Below are 18271 nucleotides of genomic sequence, written 5' to 3' on the forward strand. Positions count from 1 at the left end.
AATGCATTTTTTGCAGATTAGAAATGTAAGACTTTCGTAAGCAAACGGTACCCCGCAGGATACCGTTACCGATCTCACCGACCCGATAAACCCCTAGGGGGCTTTTAAACGTTGCCCTAAACAGGCTCATATTTGGCGAGCTGCAAAAGCTCGGCGTTGCGCTCGACATAGTTTCGCGCAAAGGCCTCGAACTCGGTTGGCCCTTGGGTGATGGCCTCAAGCCCGATCTGCGCGAGACGCCCCTCGTCACCGAGCTGGCGCACCGCTTCGTTGATCGTCTGATTGAGGTGGTTGACCATCGGGGCCGGCAAAGCCTTCGGAGCCCATACGCCATACCAGGTTGAGTGGTCGAAGGATGCCAGCCCCTGCTCACTCATGGTTGGAAATTTGGGCGCAAGCACGGTCCGTTTGGCGGTCGTGACACCCAATCCCTTCACCTGATTTTCCTGCGCCATGGGCAAAAGCGCCAGCACCGGATCAATCATCAGTTGGATGTGACCGGCGGCCACGTCATTCAAGCCCGGCGCCGTTCCCCGATACGGCACGATCGTCAAATCGAGGCCGGCCGCGCGATTAAAGTCGATCGTCGCCAGATGGCCGGCAGCCCCCAGCGCGGAAACGGCGAACATCCATTTATCAGGCGCCGCGCGGGCGGCCGCGATCATCTCGCCCAGCGAATTCGGCGCCAACGCAGGCGACATGATCATCATCATCGGCGCTTCGCCGACGCGCGCGATCGGCGCGAAGTCCGTCAGCGGATCATAGGGCGCGTTCTTCATCACCTGGCGCGCCATCACATGGGTGGAGGCCGAGAACAACAATGTATAGCCGTCCGGCTCCGCGTTGCGCACGGCTGCCCCGCCGATCGCACCGTTGGCGCCCGGCCGGTTCTCGACGATCAGATTGTAGCCGTGCAGCTGGCGCACCTTTTCGGCCAGCAGCCGCGCGAAGACATCGACGCCGCCCCCTGCGGCGAAAGGCACGATCAGGCGTATCGGACGATCTGGATATTTGGCAGCCTCAGCTTTCACAGGCATCGCGCTGAGCGATGCGGCAAGCAGCGAAAGCGACGACGCGATAAATTGACGACGCTGAAACATGAATCCTCTCCCTCCCTCTGCTCGTCAACGAGCAGCATGGTCCCATGTGGCGTGGGCTGTCGGCGCGGCGCCCTCCTGTCGCCACGCCGACATCAGATCAGGCGGCTTCCGCAACTTTCGACGGGAGCAGACCGACCTGAGCAAGTGCGTCGCGGATTTCCTTCTCCGCGCCGGCGGCCAGCGGCAGAAGCGGCGAACGCACGGTGGCGTGTTCGAGCTTGCCGCGCGCCACAAGACCAAGCTTGAGGGCGCAGGTGCCTTCCATATGCGAACCGCGATGATAGACGGTCTTGGTCAACGGCAGCAGGCGGTCATGAATGGCGCGCGCCGCGTTGTAGTCGCGGGCCTTCCCGGCGGCGAGATACTCAACCAGCGGTTCCGGCGCGAGACTGCCGTAGCCAACAAGCATGCCATCGACATCGAACATGGTCGGCAGCAGCCATTCATCGTGGCAGGTGAGGATTTGCAGGTCCGGGAACTCCTTGCGCAGCACCGGGATTTCCGTGTCCCAGCGCTTCATATCGCGCACGCCGTTCTTGGTGGCGACGACGCCTGGTTGCGCTGATATCTCAAGTTGCGTCTGCAGGTCATAAGTCGCCTTGGTGGCGTTGGGATATTGGAACAGGATGCATTGCAGGCCGGAAGCCTCGTGAATGGCCTTGTAGCGATCCTGAGGCGCGCCCTTCTGGAAGCCGAAGCGCAGCCAGCCGTGGTTGGGATAAACCAGCGCGCCGATGGCGCCTGCTTCAGCCGCCCGCTTGGCCTCGAGGGCTGCGACCTTCGTACCCTCCCCGGTGATGCCGGCGATGATCGGCACCTGCTTGCCGACGGCGTCGACATAGATCCTGATCAGTTCAAGCTGTTCTTCCGAGGTCAGGAACGTGCCTTCGCCAGCATGCCCGAGGATGACGAGACTCTTGACGCCCTTCACCGACGCCAGCCAACGCGCCAGATCGGCATTGGCCTTGGGATCGAGATCGCCATCGCGGGTGAAAGCGGTGACCGGAGCGGGATTTACGCCGCGGAGGTCCATAATAGACATGTTTGTCTCCCTGATGATAAGATCGTTACCGAGAACGTTCCCAGACTTGGCCGCGAAACGCCCGATTGGGATCAGGATCGATGGCGGGAACGTTCCCAGATATAGACGGACGACTTTTTCGAGTCAATTACCAATCTGGCGCGCAGCAATTGGCGCGCCCCAATCCAACTCGATTCGTCGAGCGACCGCGTAAGAAGGATGCCAGGTGTCTCAGGACCTAGAATTTCTAGAACGGCAGTCGCGCGTGACCTTGCATGACGTCGCGGCCGCCGCCGGCGTTTCCAAATCGACGGTTTCCCGCATCCTCGACGAACGGCTGCCAAGATCCGACAGCGACACCGCCAAACGCGTGCGCCAGGTCGCGGCCGACCTCGGCTATGTCCGCGACGGCTCGGCCGCCAGCCTCCGGCGCGGCACCACCATGACCATCGGCATGGTCGTCCCCCGGCTGACCGACACCGTCATGGCCATGCTGTATGAAGCCCTGTCGCGCGCCTGCAGCCGCACCGGCCGCTTCGCTATCGTGGCGATCACGGAAGACGAGCCGAAGGCCGACCGCGCGGCGGCGCAGACGCTGTTGCAGCGGGGTGTCGATGGACTGGTGCTATCGACCGCCCGCACCGACGATGATTTCCCGCAAGAGCTCACCGCGCGCGGCGTGCCCTTCGTCCTGGCCCTGCGCACGGACGGACAAAGCCTTTCCTCGATCGCCGACGATCGGCTCGGCGGCTATCTGGCGACCCGCCACCTGCTCGACCTGGGCCATCGGCGCATCGGCCTGATCGCCGGCCCCGACTATGCTTCGAGCAGCCAGGGGCGCATCAAAGGCTATCGGCAAGCGATGGCGGAAGCCGATGTGACGGTTGATCCGGCACTGATTGTCCCATCGACCTTCGGGATCGACTCTGGCGCCGAGGCGGCGGAAGCGCTGATGCGCCTGCCCTCCCCACCGACGGCGATCTTCGCCGTCAACGACAATACCGCGATCGGTGCGCTTTCGACCCTGCAAAGATTGGGCTTGTCGGTGCCAGGCGATGTCTCGCTGGTCGGCTACAACGACATCCCGATCGTCAGCCGCCTGCCGACGCCGCTGACCTCGGTCCGCGTGCCGTTCGATCAGATCGCCAGCGCCGCGCTGGACTTGCTGACGGGCGGACCAACCGGCGCGCAGGACCGGATCAGAATCGCGACACCGACGCTTATCCCGCGGCGATCAACGGCCCGGCCAAATACGCGTTGATCGCGACGCCCCTGTTCATTGATGCAAATGCGTCTAGTGCCGGAAGAATAACGTGTTACCATTATGCCTCGGCATTCCGCCGCAGGAGGCATAGCCGTGGCTAACAAGGGCCAAGTCAAGAGCAACAAGGAAGCCAAGAAGCCCAAAGCCGACAAGGCGCAGGGCAAGACCAAGGTTTCCGCCTACCAGCAGTCGCTAGGTAAGGGAATTCCCGCCGCCAATCCAATGGCGAAGAAGCCCTAATACACAGCGCGAAAGATAGATCGCACCTACCGTCATTGCGAGCAGGCTATGCTCATCGCAATGACGGATGCAAACCTTTGCTTTGCCAAGAATGGCGCCAAAGGCGCTTCAACACCCTACTCGTCACACCTATTCGGATCAGTTGACCAAGACGGCATTGCCACAACTGACGCCTGTGACCCAGGTGTCGGCCTCACCGATGTTGATGCCGAGAGCGGTCAGGACACTGACGAGAACGCCGTCGATCGAACTGGTCGCCGCCGTCAGGGTACTGGTCACAAGGTTTTGGGTTCCCAGCAGCCCGCCAAGCCCGAGAAGATCCAGATTCAACAATCCACCAAGCGCCGTAGATTGCAGGTTCAGATTGCCGATCAAGCTCGTCAGCAGCGATGTGGTGAAATCGGTCGTCGATGTCGATTTGACCGTGCCTGCCGTGATATCGGCGTAGCTGAACGTCAGCGGCGTCTCCGTCATATTGCTCATGGAGACATGGGCGCTGCCGGTGACGGTGACAACGCCTATCGCATTGACCAAGGTGGCTGGGCCAGGCGAGATCGGCGCTGTTATATTGGTCATGGCAGCCGGCGTTACATTCGCGATCCAGGCATCGATTACACCGGGTTTGACGCCAAGGGTCACGCTGGCTGTGTTAATATTGGAGGGCGAACAGCTCAAAGCCGTCAGGCGCGCATAGGCAGTAGCGACCTCGATATAAATCGGGACATTGATTAAAGACGCCTTGCCGGACCCGATCAGACTGATGGTCAACAACAAGCGGGTCTGCGCCGTATAAGCTGTGGAACCGACGGCACCCACGGAAATCGCACTTGTCCCGACGGGCCGTTGGCCAATCGCGAGCGCCAGATTGATCGAGGCGATGCCCGGCAATGACAGGCCCAGGGACGCACTGAGCTGATTGGCGCCCCCAGAAATCTGCGCAATGGTGGAGACAAGATTCAACGCCGAAATGGTCGCGTTCAGCGGATCGCCCTCCCCTGGAACGCGCGCCCCATAGACACCGAGGGACAAAAGCGACGACAGACTGATCAGATCACTTGAGCCTTGTTTCGCGGCGGCGATCTGGGCAAGTGCTGCGATGGCTCCGGCGCTGTTAGCGGAATTGGCGCTCGCCGCGCTCTGCACCGCCTGCAACACATCGGCCGTGTGAACGCTGGTCGCCAGAATCTGCGAATAGCTCAGTGCCGTCAGGTTGAGGCGCGTCGCCAACTGATCCATGAAACTGAAGAGATCGACCTTGGCGCTAGCGAGCGATTGATAGTCCATCACCGACAGCGAAATACTCGTGCCCAACAGGCTGCCCAGAACCGTGTTGATGACACCTCCATTCAGGCTCAACAGCCGCGATCCAACCGTGAAGGAGGCCTGGGCATTGGTTGCCGCAATCGCCGAAGAACTCACATTGACCGCTGTGGAGTTCGCTCCCGCTCCGTTGAAAAGGCTGAGAATGCGACCAAAATAGATTGGCTGTTGCGTTTGCACCGTGACGCGCGCGGCGTTGATGCCTGACGATGTATTCGCGACGAAGCGCGCGCTCGGCGTCAAGGTCGGATCAGGGGTATAGGTTCCGGTTTGGACCACAACCCCCGCGGTACTGGACGTCTTGTTTTGCGCCAGCGTGGCTAGCGCCGCCGCGGATGCATGGGTCAGATCACTCGCGGCCGCGAGCGCTGCCAGATCATTTGCCGTTTGCTGGCGACGTGACTGAAGGAACAGTGAACCCATATCAACGCCCAGCGCCACGAAGCCCATCAGCGCGGTCAGAGCGACGGCCGTCACGATCATCGTTGATCCACGACAATCACGGAGGAACTTGATCGAGGGTGGTGCGAGCCGCCGCACCGTCGAAACCTCGTGAGCAACAAACTCAGCAACATACTTGGCCATTGCCATGGCAAGCGCTCCAAGCATACGCGCGCAGCCCGCTGGCTGCGGTATACTGTAATATTTGAGCGCTTAAATCCTTGAGCAAATATTACCGCTTACGCGACTAATTTATCACTTCTTGGTTCTGTTCCGGGATGAAGCCAGTTTAGGCGCGGGCAATTCTTCGCCTCACGATCGATAGCCTCATTCTAGCCATGCTGGAGCGGCGGGGTACGATCCAATGTCGGTGAAAGACAGGCATCGAACTGTTCGTGACGGCAGCGCTGCAATCCTGCTGGCGCATTTCATCGTCGCATCAAACGAGCCCACCGGAGCGAAGCGGATTGAGCATCAACATCGTTCTCCGCACCCGACTTATCGCACCAAGAGCAACCGTATGCGCGTAGCGCGCGTCACAACCGTGTCATCGATCCGCGCGGAATATGCATCGCGGGGCTGCAGCAGGAGAAACTCAATGTCGAAAGATACGCACGAGCATCATACGAAAGCTGCTGAACATCACGAACTCGCCGCGAAGCACCATCGCGAAGCGGCAAAGCATCACGAATCCGGCGAGCACGAAAAGGCTGCGCATCATTCCAAGATCGCTCATGGGCATAGCCTTCATGCCACCGAGCACCATGAGCATGCCTCCAAAAAGCATGCCGAACATCACAGCTAGGATATTTCCGGAGCGAGATTTAAACGATCTCGCTCCCCCTCACTCGGTGAAGCCAACTAAGCCGAAACAGCCTGTCGGTCCCACACAGTGCGCACGGGGGCTTCGACGCCGATGGGAACGAACATTTCCGCATCGTCGAGAAAAGCGTCGAGAATACTGACGTTGGGTGGATTGCGCAGACAAACATCGAGATATCCAGCCAAGGACGGCGGTGGCTCCATGCCTTCAGCAAGCAAGCGGCTGTTGTCGAACGTGGTATTGAGCGAGCAGAAACGATAGTACCGCTCGGCGGCGCGCACCATCAGTTTAGCCATCGAGCCCTCGTAGCCAAGCCGTTCTCGAAAGCGCTTCTGCAAGAGAGAGCGATCAGCGGGATCAAAGGGATCTGGCGGCGGCTCGGCACGCGCCTCGCCACGCAAACGGGCAAAGGCGTCGGCGAGCTCCATCCAGTTCGTGCGCGAACCAAGACCTGCCGAGAGATGATAGGTCGTGTGCGCCAAGGTGGGCTTGGTCAAAAGATGCAAGAGAGCATTGCCCGTCCAATCAGACGGAACGATATCCACATAGCAATTTCGCGATGACGGAATCAGGCCGACGGCTTCGGCGAAACGCGCAAACCAGAATATCGATGACGAAGGCCGCGCGCCAAGACGCGTGTGCCCGGCGACGATCGACGGACGTGCAACGATCAGCGGGAGATCGCGAAAGCGTTCATGCAGGAAGAACTCGGTCGCCGCCTTCGCGCGCGTATATTCGACCATGTGGTGGGTGCGGATCTGCGGATAATCGCCTTCATAGACGATAGGATTAGGCTCGCTACCGCAGATCGTCGCGGTGCTGACATGGAGGAACCGCGATAGACGGGGCATGCGATGCGCCAAACTCGCCAGAGCCATCGTGCCATCGAAGTTGGTGTCCCAGATGCCTTGATGGGTCGAAAAAGAGGTGTCGGCAGCCAGATGAAGAATGCCCGTCGTGCGCTGCAATACTGTTTTAGAGATCTGCTTCAGAGTCGAGAGATCGCCAGCAATGATGTCGATCTTGCGTGTCAGCGCCATCACTTCTTGTTCGCTCGTGCAGAAGCGCGCGAAGCGCTTCTGTAAGCGCGCACGCGCATGACCGACGTCATCGCCGCGAACAAGAGCCGTCCAATGAATGTCAGGTCGGTTAGCCAAGGCTTCGACGAGCATTGCGCCGCCGAGCAAACCTGTGGCTCCGGTGATCAGAATTTCAGCGCTATAGTCCAATGGGCACGTCCGCGATGTACGTCAGTTGGAATCGACAAACTGACAGTGCCCATCGCAGATAGAAGTATGCGCTGACAGAAACCTGACAGTAAAAGTCAGCGCGAGAGCAAGGCTATGCCACCGATAACGGCTGCGAAACCGGCTAACTCTCGTAACCCGATAGATTCTGCAAACAACCAATGACCAACGAGAACAACGCCGGCGACACCGCATCCAGCCCAAATGGCATAGACACCACCGACTGGCAGTTGCTTCAGCACCAGCGCCAGCATGAAGAAAGAGATGCCGTAGCCAACCGCAACCGGAATAAAGTAAAGCGGCCTGTCCCAGCCGTTAGCGAGCTTAAGGGAGATCGTTGCCGTGATCTCGGCGACGATGCCGATCGCAAGAAGTAGGTACGGTGACAAAGGTAGCGCTTGCATGGGCAAAGACCGCAGTGGACAATGAAGGAGCAGCGACCACTTGGTCGCTGCATCGGTTTATTAAGGGAAGCTGTGCCAACTGTACAATCTGAGTTGGTACGTTTGTTTGTGCGTGACCTTCATGATGCGTTATCTCCCACTCATTTCAGCTCTGCTCCTAAGCAGCGCTCCAGCTTTCGCTGACGACACTCCGCTCAGCGACAAGCCGGCCAAAGAGTGGCTTGTGACATTGGGTGGCATCACGGCCGTTGGCGCACGCTATCCAGGCGCGAGCGACTTGAGCTTTTATGCCCTGCCCTGGATCTCGTACCGCCGGGTCGGCCAGCCAGCTGAATTCTTTTCGCCCGACGATGGCTTCGACGTGACGCTGTTTGACAGCGGCAGCTTTTCCTTTGGTCCGGTGGCCGATCTGCGGGCCGGCCGCACAGACAATGCGCTGCTGAAAACCATGGGGGCCCGCGATTTGCCGTGGGGAATCGACGCCGGCGTCTTCGCTGAATTCTGGCCGATCGAGGGACGCCTGCGCACGCGCGTGGAGCTGCGCCAGGGGCTGACGCGCGGCAACAATGGTGCTGTGGCTGATTTCGCGGCTGACTGGGTGAGCAAATTCGACAATGTGACCTTCGCGCTGGGCCCGCGCCTGTCACTTGGCGATAGCCGCTACATGCGCAACTATTTTGCTTCGACCACCCCGCTGTTCGTTCCGAAGGCAGGTGTTAAATCGGTCGGCGCGATGACCTCCGTGTTGATCGCTCTGTCACCGCGCTGGTCGACCACTGTTTTCACGCGCGTCGATCGACTTATCGGCGCTGCCGGCGACAGCCCCCTGGTGATGCGTCAAGGCTCCCGCTGGCAGACCTACTCAGGCGTCGGCGTCGCCTACACGTTCAGCCTTTGAAGTAACGTCGTTCGTCGCCAGTTCGATAGCGGCTACTCAATCTCATCCGCCGTTTCTCCAAATCGCGGTAAGATCACGGTCGTTTCGAAATCGCCACCCGTTCTCGTAGAAGGCGCGCAGCGCGGCTCCCTGACTGAGCACAAATCTCTGCAGCAACGGCATCGGCGCACTGTCGAGCTGTCGCCTGTGACTGTGGAGGGCGATCACATCGGCCATCACTTGCTGGTTTTAAAGCTCGCATAGGCAAGACTTGCCGCCAGCGACAAAAACGCAACGAGGGCGCCGATCAAGTAGGCTTTGTCCCAGAAGGTCCAATGCATCTGCATCTCCCATCTTAAGGAGGCAGCAATATACAATAGTCCTGTGGCCAAATCGGGTTGTCAGAGGCGGCAGGTGCAGACCAATTCGGCTCTCCGTCCTCACTGTGGGTGCAAGCCAGATCAGCCCCAACCGGGCAAGGCGCGGCAAAACCCTTCACAGCCCCGCCGGCCGCACAGGGCACCGTCTCCGACGAGCACCAGCCATCGCGAAGGACGGGCCAATAGAAAAATGGAAGGCCAGTAAGAAGGTCGCGCTGCTCACCAAAAGACTTTGTTGGCCGACAGTTTCGCCAGGGCAAGTTAACGCGTAAAAGTCCTCAAATTTTCAGCCATTACAGACGCTTAAACGCGGTAAAAATGAGAGCAAATGGCAACATTCCGAACCCGCGCGGAACGACAAATACCGATATTTATTTTCTAACCTTGATTTAAACATGATACTTGTCTATATGTACCGCATCGGCTTTTGGTTGATTGTTTTGTCTCCCGCCTCTGGCGCGCTACTTTCTGTCCCCGAAAAATTCGATGCTTGCTGCACGCGAGAATACTCGCGCGCTACCGAAAATACGCGCCTAGGCGCAACTACAGAGACCTACAAAATGGCAACCGGAACAGTTAAGTGGTTTAACGACCAAAAGGGTTATGGATTTATTGCTCCCGATGATGGCGGCAAGGACGTTTTCGTCCATGTTTCCGCTGTGGAGCAGGCTGGCATGCGCGGCCTCAACGAAGGCCAGAAGCTGAACTACGAAATCGTGACCGACAGCAGAAGCGGCAAAGCTTCGGCTGGCAAGCTTCAAGCTGCCTAATTAAAGAATGCGATAGTCTCTAAAGCGCGAGCCACGGATGTACTGGTGGTGTTCAAGGGACCGTCTCAAGAGCCTCGGAGAAATCCGGGGCTTTATTTTTATCAAGGGCAGCGTGATGAGAGCCCGTGTCAGCGGCGAGGCATCCCGCCACGCCGCTCACGCCGGCCGCTACATGATATTGCCGACCGCATCAGCGGCCGCAGCGTCGGTGTAGAATTCGGGTTTCATGCGACTGGCCAAGCCCTCCTCGCGCAGGCGCGCCTCGAACTCCTGGCGCAGATGCGGATCCTCGTCACAATAGGGAATGGCACTGCCACCCTTCTTCAAGTCGATGGCGCCATAATCCATCACCTTTTCGCCCGGCAGACCGGGCTTGCGCGAACGCTGGTTATTGGGACCGTGCCAAGCACTGACGCGCAGCGGTTCGGAGCCAATGCCGAAATGCTGGTGGAACCAATCGCCTGACATCGGCGCGGCGGAAACGAGGCCGCCGTATTCGTATTCCTGCCGCTTCACCTTGTCGGCGAAACCGTTCTGCCAGGGATGCATGCCAAGCTCGGCCGGCCAAGTGTAGGTATAGCCCCTGCCCTTCAGGCAGAGCAGCACCGCCGCCGACATGTGCTTGTGCGCCTTGGAATAGCGTCCGGTCTCGTGTTGGCCGACCCACAGATAGAACCGATTACCCGTCATATGCGGCTCGACCCGGCGATAGCCCGGAGAGCGGCGGTTATCGAGCGGCAGTTCGGTGTTGACCAAATCGGGCACGAAATTGGTGCGCCGCATGGCAAGGCCGCGCACCGGATCGGGTAGCACGTCGTCATTGGGCTTGAAGTAATCGGCGGCGCCCGAGTAACGCTCGGTGAAATCATAGTCGCAGTCGAAGATGAAGCGCGGATTGTCGAGGAGGTTCATCATGTTCGGAGCGGTCGTGCCACACAGCAGCAGCGCCGGCGCATTGGTGGCGTTGACGAAGCGATGATTGGCGTTGAGCGGGATCGAGAACAGCGATCCCTTCTGCCATTCGAACACCTGCTTCTTCGGCCCGCTGCGCCACACTTCTGTCGTGCCACGCCCTTCGACGACGAAAACCACTTTCTCGTAGAGATGCTTTTCCGCGTTCAGCGCGCCACCGGGCGGCACTTCCACGACATACTGCCCCCAAAGCCCTTCGGTGCCGAAGAGCTGGATATAGCTGCCGCGACCGCCAAGCCGCTTCCACGGCTCGAGCGGCAGATCCAGCACTGTGCGCACGCCGATGTCGCGATAGACCGGGACGCCCTCATCTTCCATGAATTTGTCGTAAGGCATGGGCGGGCGGCTGAATTTGCCAAAGCCTGCATTCTGCCCCGTGGTCGGTTCATGCCAATGTTCGGGTCCGTCATGGGGCATGGAATCCTCCTGTGTGTTTGGCATTACCGCAGCGGCGTCGAGGCCTCCTGCTGGCGCGTATTGTCTCCAAATGGAGAGAAAACTCGCCTGCGTCAAGGAATGCGCTGAAGCGGAGCTAAGTCGAACGGACAACGACAGGCTGATCTTCGGCCTCTCCCCGATACTTCATTCAGGCTTGTTCAACGGCCCAGCGCTTGCTTGACACGATCGAGCACCTCCGGTGGCGAATTGGCAGCATCTTTCAAAAGAGCGTCGACCTCCTCGCCGGTGACGAGATCGATGCCCATGCGCGCACGATCGGCATCCTTCTTGAGTTCAGGGTCGCGCATGGCGTCATTGAAGGCTTGGCGCAGCGCCTTGACGCGATCGGCCGGCAGACCAGGCGGCGCGACAAACGGGCGTCCGATCACCTCACGCGCCAGCAGAAAATCCAACGCCTTTTTGTCGGTTGGATCGGTCACCGAGTCTCGGATTTTTGGGAGGCCCGGCAGGAAGGAAATGTCCGTTGTTCCCGTCTGGAACAGAACGTTGATCTTCTTGTCGCGGATCCAGTCGGGATGCACCACCATGAGCGCGCTGACCGCCCAATAGGCGATGCCGGCAAGTTCGCCCGCCTCCATGGCAAGCGCGGCGGCGTTCGTATCCTTGTATCCGGAGATGATCTTAAACTTGGAGCCGGCAAGCGTATTGATGGCGCGCGGAATGATTTCGGAATCCGCGCCCACGCCGGTGCCCGGCACGATCAGCTCTGTCTTCTTCAGATCGTCGAGCGTTTTCACCGGCGAGGTATGCCATGCCATGGCGAGCGAAGCCTCGCTGTTCATGCTGCCGATCCAGGTGAATTGCAGCGGATCCCAATTGACGTCGCGGGCGCCTAACATAGGTTCGAATGGCAGGCCACGTCCAATCGTTCCGATCAACGAGCCATCGCGCGGCGCGATGCGGTTCATGTAGTCGACGACTTTCAAGCCGCCGGCGCCGACCATATATTGGATGATGATCCCCGGTTTGCCGGGCAGATATTCGGGCAAGTATTTAGCGAGCAGCCGCGCATAAACATCATAAGGGGAGCCAGCGCCGGCATAGACAAGTATGGTGAGCTGTTTATTTTTATAGAAACTCTCGACGCTCTGCGCGCGCGCGACGCCCAGGCTCATCGCAACGGAAAGAGCCATCGCGGCGACGCGATGAAAAATGAGCGACATCAAGTCCTCCCAAAATTATTCTTTGGTCGATCATGATCGGACCTGTCGTAGACGTCAACTCGCTGCAACGAAGTGCAGTAAAATGCAGGAAACAGCCATCGGCGCATGATTTTGTGACGCGGCCAGTTCGCGCGATCGCGCGTTATGCTACCACTTAAGTCATGCTCAACATCGACACCCTCGATCTGAAACGCCTGCGCGCCTTCCATCTGGTGGCCCGACAGGGCAGTCTCAGGCTGGCGGCAGCGCGGCTCAAACAGTCGATCCCTGCGATCTCTGGCAAAATCCGCAAGCTTGAAAGCGAACTGGGCTTCGCGCTTTTCGAGCGCCTGCCCAACCGTCTCGTACTCACGCCGTCTGGCGAGCGTGTCCTCGCCGAGGTCGACGCGATCTTCGCGCGGGCCGAACAGGCGATAGCGAACCTGTCACGCGGTGCATCGGAAGGACGTCTGGCTATCTCGGTCGGCAGCGATCACGCTTGGTTCTTCGCGCCGCGCATTCGCGATTTTCTCAACCGCTACCCATCGATCGAAGTAAGCCTGCGCGTCTATAAATCAGCGGATGCCCTCGTCGCGCTCGACAAGGACGATATCGATGTCGCCCTGGGCATCTTCCCCCATCTGCCCAAGCGACTTGTCCGCGAGAGCGTGATCCAAACCGGCCTATCCCTGGCCTATCATCCGAAGAATTTTCCGCCGCACCGCAAGCCAGGCCTTGCCGATCTCGCCGGCCAGCGGCTCATCGTGCCCCCAGCGACGACAGCAACACGGCGCATGATCGACAACAAGCTGGGGCCGACCCTCAAACGCGCCTCCATGCTGCTGGAAGCGCCGACCTGCGCCACCGCCGCCGCCTTCGTTGAGGCCGGTGTTGGCAGCGCTATCGTTCATACGCTCTGCATCGATCACTTGCGCTCGTCCCATGTGCAGGCGGTGGAGCTTGGTCCCCGCGCGGGCGTGCTCGAGTTCGGCGTTGTCTATCGCAAGGGCGTGTCGCGCACGCCCCATGCAACCGAGCTGATCGAGGCGCTGGCGCAGAAACAGCGGCCAGCGAGATTAAGCAGAAGTTGAACTCAGGTACACAAACACTATCATTTACCTGATCCTCTCGCCCGTCTAGGCTGCCGTCCGAAAAGAACGAAAGGGCGGAATCGTCAATGGGGCGTTATCGGGTCACCGTCGATACGGGCGGCACGTTCTCGGATTTTGTGTATCTCGACGAAGATACGGACGAGATCACAGTCGCCAAGATTCCCTCGACCCCCGACGATCCCTCCAGAGCCATCCTCGCCGGTATCGAGCGGCTGATCGGAAAAGGCGTCGCGCCAACCGACATCCGCTACTTCTGCCACGGCACCACGGTCGGCACGAACGCGCTGCTCGAAGGCAAGGGCGTGCGCACTGGCCTTCTCGTCACGCAGGGCTTCCGCGGCATTTACGAGGTGCAGGAACAGTCGCGCCCGCACGGACCGACCATCTTCGACATCATGTACGACAAGCCGCCCCTGCTCGCGCCGGCAAGCCAGACAGGCGAGGTGCGCGAGCGCGTCACGTCCAGCGGTGAAACGCTCATCCCGCTCGATGAGGCGCAGATCCGGGCGGAAGCACGGCGTCTCGGCAAGAGCGGCGTTGAATCGATCGCCGTCTGCCTGCTGTTCTCCTTCCTCAAGCCCGAGCACGAGGCGCGCGTGCGCGCCATCATCGCGGAGGAAATTCCAGGTTGCAGCGTCTCGCTCTCAAGCGAGATCGTGCCGCAGATCAGGGAATATTACCGGCTCTCGACGACCGTCATCAACGCCTACCTGCAGCCGATCCTGGCCCGCTACATCGCCAATCTCGACGACCGCCTCAACGGCGCGGGCGTTGCCACGCCGCAGAAATACATCATGCAGTCGAACGGCGGCATGTCGACCTTCGCGGCAACGGCGAAGAAGGCCGTCGCCACCGTGCTCTCGGGCCCGGCGGGCGGCGTCACGGCCAGCCTGCAGGCCTGCCGCACGACGGGCTTTCAAAACCTCATCACCTTCGATATGGGCGGCACGTCCTGCGATGTGGCGCTCATCAAGGACGGCGAACCTTCGCTCAGCAATCGCGGCAAGATCGAAGGCCGCGACATCGCCCTGCCGATGATCGACATCAACACGGTTTCGGCGGGCGGCGGCACCTTGGCCCGCGTCGACCGTTTCGGCACGCTCGAGGTCGGTCCCGAAAGCGCTGGCGCACAGCCCGGCCCCGCCTGCTACGGGCGCGGTGGCGAACAGCCGACGATCACCGATTGCAACCTCGTGCTGGGCTATCTTTCGCCGGATAATTTCTTGGGCGGCCAGATGACGCTCGACCGCGTCCGGGCGCATCTGGCGGTCGAGAGCCATGTGGCGCAGAAACTCGACATGGATGTTCCCGCCGCCGCCGAGGGCATCGTGCGCATCATCAACGTCAAGATGCAGGAGGCGATCAAGGCGATCTCCACCATGCGCGGCCACGACTTGCGCGAGTTCATGCTGCTCGCCTTCGGCGGCGCCGGGCCGCTGCATGCTGGCCGCATCGCAGCCGATCTGGGCATGGCGGGCGTCATCGTGCCGCCGTTCCCGGGCGTCTATTCGGCCATGGGCCTCGTCATGTCGGACGTGAAGCACGATTACATCCGCTCGCGCCTGTCGCCCCTCGCCAATGTCACGGAAGGCCAGATCAACGCGATTTTCGACTATCTCGGCAGGCTGGCGCGCGAAGACCTCGCGGCCGAGCATTTCGCCGAGGCGCAAATCCGCATCGAGCCGGCGCTCGACATGCGCTACGCTGGCCAGGGTTACGAGATCACGGTTCCCTGCGACGCCCTCCTCCAGCCTGGTGCCATCAGGGCGCTGCGCCAGCGTTTCGACGAATTGCACAAGGAGAGCTTCGGCCACACGGCGCCCGACGAACCGGTCGAGATCGTCTCTTACCGCCTGCGCGGCGTCGGCCTCGTGCCGCCGGTGAAAATCCCGACATTCGAACCGACCGGCGCGAAGCTCGCAGACGCCCTGCGCGAGACGCGCAAGGCGCAGTTCGACGGCCAGATCGTCGACTGCCCGGTCTATCAGCGCGAAAAGCTCGACGTCGGCGCCACCTTTATCGGCCCCGCCATCATCGACCAGCTCGATTGCACCACGGTGCTCTTCCCCGGCCACGTGGCGCGGGTCGACGCATACCGCAACATCATCATGACCGTACAGGAGGCCTGAGCATGGCCGCTGAACATAAGCTTGACGCCGTCGACCTCGAGATCATCCGCGCGAGCCTCGATGGTATCGTGCAGGAAATGCAGAACTCTCTGTTCCGCACCGGCTTCTCGACCATCGTGCGGGAATCCCAGGATGCCTCCTGCGCGATCATGAATCCAAAGGGCGAGGTCATCGCCCAGCATGTCGTGCTGCCGCTGCACATCGGCTCGTTCCCCGCCTGCTGCCAGGCGGTACTGCAAGCTTATGACGACATCGAGCCTGGTGACGCCTATGTGATCAACCACCCCTATGAAGGCGGCAGCCCGCACGCGCCGGACATGGCGATCCTGACGCCCGTTTTCGCCGACGGCGAGCTGATGGGCTTCTGCGGCTCCATCGCCCACAAGAGCGACATCGGTGGCCCGGTGCCGGGCTCCTGCTCCGGCCAAGCCCGCGAGATCTTCAACGAGGGCCTGCATCTGCCGGCGGTGCGCTATCAGCGCGGCTACCAGCGCAACATCGAGATCGAGCGCATCATCGCCGCCAACAGCCGCACGCCCGAACTCGTGCTCGGCGATATGCGCGGACAGCTCGGCTCGAGCCGCCTCGGCGAGGATCGTCTCGGCGCGCTGGTCAAGAAGTTTGGCCGCGACAATGCGAAGGCCTGTTTCAAGCGGCTGCTGGAACTCTCCGAACTGCGCATGCGGGCCGTCATCAGCGAATGGCGCGACGGCCGCTACGAGGCCGAGCGCTTCGTTGACGACGATGGCATCGAACTGAACAAGCCGGTGCGCATCCATGTCGTCGCCGAGAAGAAGGGCGACCGCATCCATTTCGACTTTTCGGGCTCAGCCGACCAGACGCGCGGGCCAGCGAACATCCGCCCGCCCCTCGTCAAGGCTGCCTGCGCCTATGTGCTGATCGCGCTGGTCGATCCAGATATCTTCGTCAATTCCGGCCTCTTCAACGCCTTCACCGTCACGGCGCGCGAGGGCAGTGTCATGAACCCGCGCTTCCCAGCGCCGGTGAACACCTATAATCCAACCGTCCATGCGACCGTCGAAGCGGTCTTCGCGGCGCTCACCAACATCGTGCCGGCCAAGGCGCGGGCTGATGGCTGCGGCAGCCGTTCGATCATCATCGGCGGTCGCGCCACCAACACCGGCAAGGGCTATGTGCAGTATGAAATCCTCGGCGGCGGCGCCGGCGCCCGGGCGACCAAGGATGGAACCTCCGGGACATCGGTAAACCAGAGCAACGCCAAGATCGCACCGATCGAGATCATCGAGAGCGAATTCCCAACACGCGTCGAGCGGTTCGAGCTGATCCGCGATTCCGGCGGCCCGGGCAAATTCCGCGGCGGCCTCGGCATCCGGCGTGAATACATCAACCTCGCCGAGGCGCGTTTCTCGATCCGCTCGACCAAGCATGTGATCGCGCCCAATGGCGCGGCGAGCGGCGGCAAGGGCCGCACGGGCGATATCCTCATCAATCCGGGCGAGACCGACGAAAAACGCCTCCCGACGCGCTATGCCGATTACCCCCTTAAGTCCGGTGACCATTTCCAGCTCGACACGCCAGGCGGCGGCGGCCTCGGCGATCCGCTGGAGCGCGACGCGACGCTGGTGCTGCGCGACATTCGCGAGGGCTATCTTTCCGTCGACGCGGCGCTGAGCGACTACGGCGTCATCCTCGCCGGCGACGCGGTGGATGAAGCTGCCACGACCAAAGAACGCACAGCCCGCGCGCGCGGCTGAACAGGAAGCAATAAGGAGACACGCATGACCGCAAAGCTCGCCAATAAGGTCGCCATCGTCACTGGCGCCGGCCGCAACATCGGTGAAGAGGTTGCCAAGCTGCTCGCGGCGGAAGGCGCGGCTGTCGCCGTGGTCGACGTCGACAAAGGGCGCGCCGACAAGGTTGCCAGCGACATCATCGCCACTGGGGGCAAGGCCAAGGGCTTCGTCTGCGACGTCGGCCAGGAGGAGGACATCATCGCGACGGTGCATGGCGCCGTCGCCGAATGGGGCCATGTCGACATCCTCGTCAACAATGCCGCCATCTCCGACAACAGGCATATGTTCGATATCACGACGGAGGAATGGAACCGCACGCTGGCGATCACCCTGACGGGTCCGTTCCTTTTCGCCAAACACACCGCCAAAGCCATGGTGGAGAAAGGCGTCTCTGGCGCGATCGTCAACGTCAGCTCGACCTCGGGCTATTACGGCCGCGACCGCGCGATCGGCTACGCGGCCGCCAAGGGTGGCATCGTCAACATGACCCGTTCGATGGCCATCCAGCTTGCGCCGCACAACATCCGCGTCAACAGCGTTGTGCCCAACAAGATCGGCTCGCCAGTCGGCCGAGACACCTTCAACCCCGACCGCAAGGTGGTGAACCTGCGCAACCGCCACGGCCTGCCGATCGACCTCGCCAAGGCGATCCTGTTTCTCGTGTCGGACGATTCAGACTTTGTCGCCGGCACGGCGCTGTGGGTTGACGGTGGCGTCTCGGCGATCATGCCGGGCAATGAATAAGGCGTGTCAGTCCAGACGCCGGACGAGCCCCTAGGGCCTGGCGGAACAATG

Annotated in this window: 16 protein-coding genes; 9 read left to right on the forward strand and 7 right to left on the reverse strand. The window is 60.8% G+C overall.

Translation table 11 applies throughout. The features are described from left to right. Positions 1-116: 116 nt before the first annotated feature. Together BLW50_RS07835 and BLW50_RS07840 are read right to left on the reverse strand one after the other, a co-directional pair. Positions 117-1100: a Bug family tripartite tricarboxylate transporter substrate binding protein gene (locus BLW50_RS07835; RefSeq protein WP_090699949.1), complete on the reverse strand. Its 984-nt coding sequence runs from the start codon at positions 1098-1100 to the stop codon at positions 117-119. 97 nt (positions 1101-1197) lie between these two features. Further along, positions 1198-2142: a dihydrodipicolinate synthase family protein gene (locus tag BLW50_RS07840; RefSeq protein WP_090699952.1), complete on the reverse strand. Its 945-nt coding sequence runs from the start codon at positions 2140-2142 to the stop codon at positions 1198-1200. A 205-nt stretch (positions 2143-2347) separates the two neighbouring features. Between BLW50_RS07840 and BLW50_RS07845 the strand changes: the two genes are divergently transcribed. Both BLW50_RS07845 and BLW50_RS30265 read left to right on the forward strand, forming a co-directional pair. Then, positions 2348-3382, forward strand: coding sequence for a LacI family DNA-binding transcriptional regulator (locus BLW50_RS07845; RefSeq protein ID WP_090699954.1), 1035 nt, complete (start codon positions 2348-2350; stop codon positions 3380-3382). A gap of 96 nt (positions 3383-3478) precedes the next feature. Further along, complete coding sequence (locus tag BLW50_RS30265) at positions 3479-3625, forward strand: hypothetical protein (RefSeq protein WP_210186052.1); 147 nt, start codon at positions 3479-3481, stop codon at positions 3623-3625. Positions 3626-3763: 138 nt separating this feature from the next. Here the strand turns inward: BLW50_RS30265 and BLW50_RS07850 are convergent, their stop codons facing one another. Further along, on the reverse strand, positions 3764-5536 hold the full coding sequence (locus BLW50_RS07850; RefSeq protein WP_170850046.1) for a TadG family pilus assembly protein: 1773 nt from the start codon (positions 5534-5536) through the stop codon (positions 3764-3766). A gap of 214 nt (positions 5537-5750) precedes the next feature. Here BLW50_RS07850 and BLW50_RS30830 point away from each other — a divergent pair, with 214 nt between their 5' ends. After that, on the forward strand, positions 5751-6191 hold the full coding sequence (locus BLW50_RS30830; protein ID WP_210186053.1) for a hypothetical protein: 441 nt from the start codon (positions 5751-5753) through the stop codon (positions 6189-6191). A 56-nt stretch (positions 6192-6247) separates the two neighbouring features. Here the strand turns inward: BLW50_RS30830 and BLW50_RS07860 are convergent, their stop codons facing one another. Together BLW50_RS07860 and BLW50_RS07865 are read right to left on the reverse strand one after the other, a co-directional pair. Beyond that, entirely contained in the window at positions 6248-7438 is a 1191-nt protein-coding gene (locus BLW50_RS07860; protein WP_090699962.1) for an SDR family oxidoreductase, read from the reverse strand. Positions 7439-7533: 95 nt separating this feature from the next. Further along, complete coding sequence (locus BLW50_RS07865) at positions 7534-7860, reverse strand: DMT family transporter (RefSeq protein WP_210186054.1); 327 nt, start codon at positions 7858-7860, stop codon at positions 7534-7536. A 121-nt stretch (positions 7861-7981) separates the two neighbouring features. Here BLW50_RS07865 and BLW50_RS07870 point away from each other — a divergent pair, with 121 nt between their 5' ends. Then, positions 7982-8758, forward strand: coding sequence for a MipA/OmpV family protein (locus BLW50_RS07870; RefSeq protein WP_090699964.1), 777 nt, complete (start codon positions 7982-7984; stop codon positions 8756-8758). Between the two features lie 919 nt (positions 8759-9677). Beyond that, positions 9678-9887 carry a cold-shock protein gene (locus tag BLW50_RS07875; RefSeq protein WP_090708856.1) on the forward strand — a complete coding sequence of 70 codons (210 nt, stop codon included), beginning with the start codon at positions 9678-9680 and terminating at the stop codon, positions 9885-9887. Between the two features lie 168 nt (positions 9888-10055). On the opposite strand, the gene BLW50_RS07880 is transcribed toward BLW50_RS07875, so the two are convergent. Next, positions 10056-11276 (reverse strand): cupin domain-containing protein, encoded by a 1221-nt coding sequence (locus BLW50_RS07880; RefSeq protein ID WP_090699967.1) that lies wholly within the window; start codon positions 11274-11276, stop codon positions 10056-10058. A gap of 179 nt (positions 11277-11455) precedes the next feature. Further along, positions 11456-12481, reverse strand: a complete 1026-nt coding sequence (locus tag BLW50_RS07885; RefSeq protein WP_090699970.1) for a Bug family tripartite tricarboxylate transporter substrate binding protein — start codon at positions 12479-12481, stop codon at positions 11456-11458. Between the two features lie 161 nt (positions 12482-12642). On the opposite strand from BLW50_RS07885, the gene BLW50_RS07890 reads away from it, so the two are divergent. The 4 genes from BLW50_RS07890 (at position 12643) to BLW50_RS07905 (ending at position 18220) form a co-directional block, all read left to right on the forward strand. Further along, the gene (locus BLW50_RS07890) at positions 12643-13551 is read left to right on the forward strand and encodes a LysR family transcriptional regulator (RefSeq protein ID WP_090699973.1); all 909 of its coding nucleotides are present in this window, start codon (positions 12643-12645) and stop codon (positions 13549-13551) included. 86 nt (positions 13552-13637) lie between these two features. Next, positions 13638-15701, forward strand: a complete 2064-nt coding sequence (locus tag BLW50_RS07895; protein WP_090699977.1) for a hydantoinase/oxoprolinase family protein — start codon at positions 13638-13640, stop codon at positions 15699-15701. Positions 15702-15703: 2 nt separating this feature from the next. Then, a complete protein-coding gene (locus BLW50_RS07900) occupies positions 15704-17437 on the forward strand; it encodes a hydantoinase B/oxoprolinase family protein (RefSeq protein ID WP_090699980.1) in 1734 nt (577 codons plus the stop codon). Positions 17438-17461: 24 nt separating this feature from the next. Further along, complete coding sequence (locus BLW50_RS07905; protein ID WP_090699984.1) at positions 17462-18220, forward strand: SDR family NAD(P)-dependent oxidoreductase; 759 nt, start codon at positions 17462-17464, stop codon at positions 18218-18220. The last annotated feature ends 51 nt before the right edge of the window (positions 18221-18271 follow it).

The organism is Beijerinckia sp. 28-YEA-48 (assembly GCF_900104955.1).
Classification (GTDB): domain Bacteria; phylum Pseudomonadota; class Alphaproteobacteria; order Rhizobiales; family Beijerinckiaceae; genus Terripilifer.

Coding starts and splice junctions, on each gene's coding strand:
- BLW50_RS07885 (WP_090699970.1), bottom strand. CDS start 12,481: ATGTCGCTCATTTTTCATCGCGTCGCCGCGATGGCTCTTTCCGTTGCG.
- BLW50_RS07900 (WP_090699980.1), top strand. CDS start 15,704: ATGGCCGCTGAACATAAGCTTGACGCCGTCGACCTCGAGATCATCCGC.
- BLW50_RS07835 (WP_090699949.1), bottom strand. CDS start 1,100: ATGTTTCAGCGTCGTCAATTTATCGCGTCGTCGCTTTCGCTGCTTGCC.
- BLW50_RS07905 (WP_090699984.1), top strand. CDS start 17,462: ATGACCGCAAAGCTCGCCAATAAGGTCGCCATCGTCACTGGCGCCGGC.
- BLW50_RS07850 (WP_170850046.1), bottom strand. CDS start 5,536: ATGGCAATGGCCAAGTATGTTGCTGAGTTTGTTGCTCACGAGGTTTCG.
- BLW50_RS07870 (WP_090699964.1), top strand. CDS start 7,982: ATGATGCGTTATCTCCCACTCATTTCAGCTCTGCTCCTAAGCAGCGCT.
- BLW50_RS07865 (WP_210186054.1), bottom strand. CDS start 7,860: ATGCAAGCGCTACCTTTGTCACCGTACCTACTTCTTGCGATCGGCATC.
- BLW50_RS07890 (WP_090699973.1), top strand. CDS start 12,643: ATGCTCAACATCGACACCCTCGATCTGAAACGCCTGCGCGCCTTCCAT.
- BLW50_RS07840 (WP_090699952.1), bottom strand. CDS start 2,142: ATGTCTATTATGGACCTCCGCGGCGTAAATCCCGCTCCGGTCACCGCT.
- BLW50_RS07880 (WP_090699967.1), bottom strand. CDS start 11,276: ATGCCCCATGACGGACCCGAACATTGGCATGAACCGACCACGGGGCAG.
- BLW50_RS07875 (WP_090708856.1), top strand. CDS start 9,678: ATGGCAACCGGAACAGTTAAGTGGTTTAACGACCAAAAGGGTTATGGA.
- BLW50_RS30830 (WP_210186053.1), top strand. CDS start 5,751: ATGTCGGTGAAAGACAGGCATCGAACTGTTCGTGACGGCAGCGCTGCA.
- BLW50_RS07895 (WP_090699977.1), top strand. CDS start 13,638: ATGGGGCGTTATCGGGTCACCGTCGATACGGGCGGCACGTTCTCGGAT.